Genomic DNA, 4,836 nt, shown 5'->3' with positions numbered 1-4,836 from the left:
CGTTCTTACGGAAGGTGGCCTCGGCCGAGGCCACCGCCGAGAACGACTCGTCGACGAAGGTCACCCGGGCCGCCGGATTCTCCAGCGCCGCCGCGGTGCCGATCACACCGTTGCCGCAGCCGAGGTCGACCACATGCTCGGGACCATGGCGGCGCGGGAGATGGCGCAGCAGGAAGCGTGTGCCGATGTCGAGCCGTTCCGCGCAGAAGATCCCCGCGTGATTGACGACGGTACGGCCCGACACGGCGCCGAGCCCGTCGGGCAGCGCGTAGCTGTGCGGCCATGGGCTGGTGGTCCTGGTCCGGCCCGCCGCCGGTTCGCAGAAGATCAGCCGTGCCTTGCGCACCGCGAGCGAGGTCCTGACCGGTCCGAGGATCTGCTCGAAGAGCCTCAGCGTGGAGGTGTGGATCTCGGTGACCCGTCCCGTGCCGATGACAACGGTCCCCGGGTGTACGGCCGGTGCGAGCCGGTGCAGTTGGTCCTCCAGCAGCGCCAGGCTCTTGGGGACCCGAATCAGCAGCACATCGATCCGGTCCGGCGGAGTGTCCCTGACGGACCGCAGCCGTACCGCCTCCGTGTCGGCGCCGCCGCGCCGCAGATTGGCACGGGTCGCCCGCTGGGTGAGATACGAGTCGGTGATCTGTACGAGCGGCTCCACGCGGAGCTGGTCGAGTCGGCGGACGGCGAGCGCGGTGGTCAGAGCGCCCCAGCGGTCCCCGAGGACGACCACGGTGCCCGAGAGATCCGTCGGCCCGGTGTCGCTGTCGGCCCCCGCGAGATGCCGCAGCAGATACTCGTCGGCGGTGTCCCACGCGCGTAGCGTGTCGCGCGGCAGCTCGGGAAATCGGGTGAGGCCGAACTCGCCCCAGGGTGTCGTCAAACGGTTCATCGTGTTCTCAGGCTAGCCGCCTCACCAGGGCGGCCACGACACAAGGATCATGTGAACACGCGGTGTTCTCGCCGGTAAGGGCGCTTGTCATGCTCGCTGTCAGGACCACCCGAATGCCCTTCCCGCCGGGCCGCCCGCCCGCAGGGACGGAATGCTCGTGCTCAGCAACCGTGCCGCGGCACCCACCACCGGAGCGAGAGGGGCCTTTCATGTTCACCCCCGCCGACCGGGCGGCACGCGGCAGGGCCGCGCGCAAAGAGGCGTCGCGCTCCTCGCACGGACTGTGGATACCGGCGGCCGACCGGCTCGATCCGCTCACCTCACTGGCCCGGCAGACCACCACCCGCGTGCCGGAACTGCTGCCTCTGCGATACGAGCGGATGGCCGCCTCCCCGTACGCCTTTCTGCGTGGCGCCGCCGCCGTGATGGCCGCCGATCTGGCCACCCAGCCGCGCTCAGGGCTGACCGTGCAGCTCTGCGGGGACGCCCAGCTGCTGAACTTCGGCGCCTTCGCCTCGTCCGACCGCGCCCTGCTCTTCGATGTCGACGACTTCGACGAGACCCATCCAGGACCGTTCGAATGGGATGTGAAACGGCTCGCGGTGAGCATCGCGGTGGCCTCCCGTGACAACGGGCAGTCCGACATCGAGGCCCGCAGGGCCGTCCACGCGGCGGCCGAGGCGTACCGCACCTCGATGCACCGGCTGGCCGGTCTCGGTGAAATGGACGTCTGGTACGAGCAGATCGACGCCGCCGACATACTGCCGCTCGTACGCTCGGGCCGGCGCAAACACCTCGGGCCCGACCCGTCGCCCGCCCGGCCGCGCACCACCCTGCGGGCGCTGGAGGAGCTGACCGACATGCCGGACGGCCGGCGCAGGATCGCTCCCGACCCACCGCTGCTCGAACCGGTCGGGCGGCTCGACATGGCCATGCTGCGGCGTATCTTCATCGGCTACCGGTCCACGCTCCCGGAGGAACGGCGGACGCTGCTCGACCGGTACCGCTTCGTGGACGCGGCCCGGAAGGTGGTGGGCGTCGCCGGTGTCGGTCTGCGCTGCCATATCGTGCTGCTGGCGGGACGTGACACCGACGATCAGCTGATCCTCCAGATCAAGGAGGCCGAGCGGTCCGTACTGGAGCCTCATCTCCAGCCGAGCGGCTACGCCCATCAGGGCCACCGGATCGTCGCGGGACAGCGGCTGCTCCAGACGGGAAGCGATCTCTTCCTCGGCTGGGTCACCGGGCCCGAGGGCCGTCACTTCTACTGGCGCCAGTTGCGTGACACCAAGGCGTCCATCACGATCGACGATCTGTCACCGTCGCTGCTGCACGACCAGGCGTGGCTGTGCGGCCGGGCTCTGGCGCGTACGCACGCGCGCTCGGGCGACCGGATCGCCATCGCCCACTATCTCGGCACCTCCGACATCTTCGACCGCGCCATGGCCGATTTCTCGCTGCGTTACGCGGACCGGAACGCGGCCGATCACGCGACGCTCGCCTCGGCGGTCGTGGCGGGCCGTATCCCGGCCGGGCACCGTTACGAGGAGCGGCGTACCGGGTTGACGGCGTCGAACAGAACCACACCGCGCTCGGCGCTCAGATAGAACGTTCCGTCGTAGTCGCCCCGGGTCACGGCGGCATCGACCGAACTCCGGAAACCGGTCCCGGATGGGCTTCCGGTCATGCCGTACGTCGCTCGGACCGCTCTCGCTCGCCCGCGCCCGGGAGCCCTCCACCGCGGTGTCCGCGGCACCGGCACAGCCGCTCACCACGACGGCGGCGATGAGGCCCGCCATCACACGGCCGAGAAGCCCAACCCGCGTCCGCACGGCCGGACCTGCGCCGGGCCGCCGGTGGAGCACCACACCGTCCTGATCCTCCGCCATGGCTCTCCCCCTGATCTTCACGCACGCCGCGGCGGGGACCAACGTAGCTCATCGGTCCAGGACCGGGCCCACGGTGTCGAGTGCGGCGCCCGCGTCCTCGGCCAGTGTCACCGCGACCTGGCGCACCTGACGGGTGGGGATGAGGCCGGGGCTCGGGCGGAGCATGAAGCGGCCCAGATAGCGGCCGTGGCCGGAGACTCTGATCTCGGTCTCACCGCCCGGCCAGCCGAGCCGTTCCAGGTCCCAGGACCGGCCGTCCACGGCGACCGTGCCGTCCTGGAGCAGCCGGGCCGGATGGCCGAGCAGGGTGCCGTACTCGAAGCGGCAGCCACGCAGCCGGAGGATCTCCACGAGATGGCGGCTGACCTGGTCCACCACGGCGTCGGGAGAGCCGGTGGAGCGGGCGAGCGCGGCGGTGTCGTGGATCCGGGCGAGCAGGCCGGAGTCCACCACGGTCAGCACACGCAGCCGGCGTGCCCGGACGGCCAGTTGCGATACGGCCAGTCCCACGGCCACCAGCAGGACGGCCGTCGTGATGTCGTTGGAGTCGGTGATGGTGAAACGCTCGAAGGGCCGGGCGAGGAAGAAGTCGAACCACACCGCCGAGGAGAGCGCGGCGAGCGCTCCGGCGACACGGTTGCCCAGGGCCGACACCGCCACGATCACCACGACCAGGATCAGCGCCAGATTGGTGCCCGCCAGATTCGTACGGAAAGGCGCCAGCAGCAGCGCGACCAGCAGAGGCGCCGCGAGTGCCGCGACCAGGGCGACGCGGTCACGGAGCGGATATGTCATGGTCCACCTCGCTCTGCCTCGCCCATAGGACCTGGCCTCGTCCATGGGACCGCCGTGGCACGGCCCGCCAGCCTCTCCAGCCTCCACCCGCGCGAGCCCGCCGCGCTCGGCGGGCCGCAGGTCTTGACGTACCTCTGCCGTCGGCCGAGGACCTCTTGACGCGCCCTTGACGGCACGGTGACCTCCAGACGTACGGGACCATGCGGTCCGGTAAAGCACCTGTGGCGGGGACACCGCGCGTGATACGTCTCCGTGTCATGGATGATCTTGTGACAGAGCGGCTCGTGCTCCATCCGCTGAGTGTCGTGGAGGCCGAGCGCGTCGCGGCCGGCGAGCCCGAGGACGGTGACCGGTGGGCGCCCGGCTATCCCGCGGACGGTGACATGGTGGGCGCCAGGCGCTATCTGACGACCTGTGCGATCACGGGCGATCCTCAGCCCTTCGGCGCGTACGAGATCCGTCTGCGCGAGGACGGCCGTGCGATCGGCGGCCTCGGCTTCCACGGCGCACCCGACGAGGATCTCGGTGTCACGATCGGCTACGGGCTGATCCCGTCGGCGCACGGCAAGGGATACGCCTCCGAGGCCGTGCGGGCACTGCTGCGTTTCGCCCGCGCCCGCGGCATCACCTCCGTACAGGGCGACACCGACCATGACAACACCGCGTCCCAGCGCGTCATGGCCGCGGTCGGGATGCGGCTCGTCTCGCAGGACGAGCGGCTGAAGTACTACCGCATCGAATTCGACCGGGCCGACGACCGACGGGCCGGGTGATCACCTGGCCCGTCCGGTCGGCGCTCACCCGCGGCGCGGGGCGTTCGTACGGCGACGTGCGGAGGACCCGGAGGAGTATCTGTCGGAGGAGGACCTGTCCGAGGACCATCGGTCGGAGGACCGGTCCGAGGACCTGCCCGACATCCTGTCCACGGCCCGGTCGGGGACGCTGTCCATGCCGCCGCCCTCGTCGTCTCCCTCGCCCTCGGGCAGGGGCGGCAGTTCGACGGTGTAGCGCGGCTCCAGGAAGATGCCGTGGTGCTGCGGAAGCGCGTTCTGCGCGGACGCGGCGGACGGTCCGCGCGGCGGTTCCTGGCGGGACGGTGAAGAAGGCATGCACAACCGTTCGGAGAGTCGAGCGGCCGCGCGGCCCGAATGCCGATCGACCCGCTGGAGAGGTGTCTACCTCATCCGTCGCCGTCATGCACAACCGCCGCTCCCCGGAGGCCCTCGCGGTCCTTCGCCGCCCGCTGCGGACGCACGGTGTACG

General features: G+C 70.8%; 5 protein-coding genes. 2 read left to right on the top strand and 3 right to left on the bottom strand.

Annotation, left to right across the window (positions count from 1 at the left end):
- A partial coding sequence (locus GA0115259_RS30800) for a methyltransferase (RefSeq protein ID WP_093603084.1) occupies positions 1-889 on the bottom strand: 889 nt, incomplete at its 3' end.
- A 209-nt stretch (positions 890-1,098) separates the two neighbouring features.
- Between GA0115259_RS30800 and GA0115259_RS30795 the strand changes: the two genes are divergently transcribed.
- Positions 1,099-2,496: a DUF2252 domain-containing protein gene (locus tag GA0115259_RS30795; RefSeq protein WP_093603082.1), complete on the top strand. Its 1,398-nt coding sequence runs from the start codon at positions 1,099-1,101 to the stop codon at positions 2,494-2,496.
- A gap of 330 nt (positions 2,497-2,826) precedes the next feature.
- Here the strand turns inward: GA0115259_RS30795 and GA0115259_RS30790 are convergent, their stop codons facing one another.
- Positions 2,827-3,573 (bottom strand): DUF4118 domain-containing protein, encoded by a 747-nt coding sequence (locus GA0115259_RS30790; protein ID WP_093603080.1) that lies wholly within the window; start codon positions 3,571-3,573, stop codon positions 2,827-2,829.
- Positions 3,574-3,830: 257 nt separating this feature from the next.
- Here GA0115259_RS30790 and GA0115259_RS30785 point away from each other — a divergent pair, with 257 nt between their 5' ends.
- Positions 3,831-4,346: a GNAT family N-acetyltransferase gene (locus tag GA0115259_RS30785; RefSeq protein ID WP_093603086.1), complete on the top strand. Its 516-nt coding sequence runs from the start codon at positions 3,831-3,833 to the stop codon at positions 4,344-4,346.
- A 24-nt stretch (positions 4,347-4,370) separates the two neighbouring features.
- Here GA0115259_RS30785 and GA0115259_RS30780 read toward each other — a convergent pair whose 3' ends face one another.
- Positions 4,371-4,682 carry a hypothetical protein gene (locus GA0115259_RS30780; protein WP_093603078.1) on the bottom strand — a complete coding sequence of 104 codons (312 nt, stop codon included), beginning with the start codon at positions 4,680-4,682 and terminating at the stop codon, positions 4,371-4,373.
- Positions 4,683-4,836 lie beyond the last annotated feature (154 nt).

The organism is Streptomyces sp. MnatMP-M17, from assembly GCF_900091995.1.
Classification (GTDB): Bacteria; Actinomycetota; Actinomycetes; order Streptomycetales; family Streptomycetaceae; genus Streptomyces.
The sequence above is the reverse complement of the archived record's forward strand: the minus strand, read 5'-3'. Positions and strand labels throughout refer to the sequence as shown.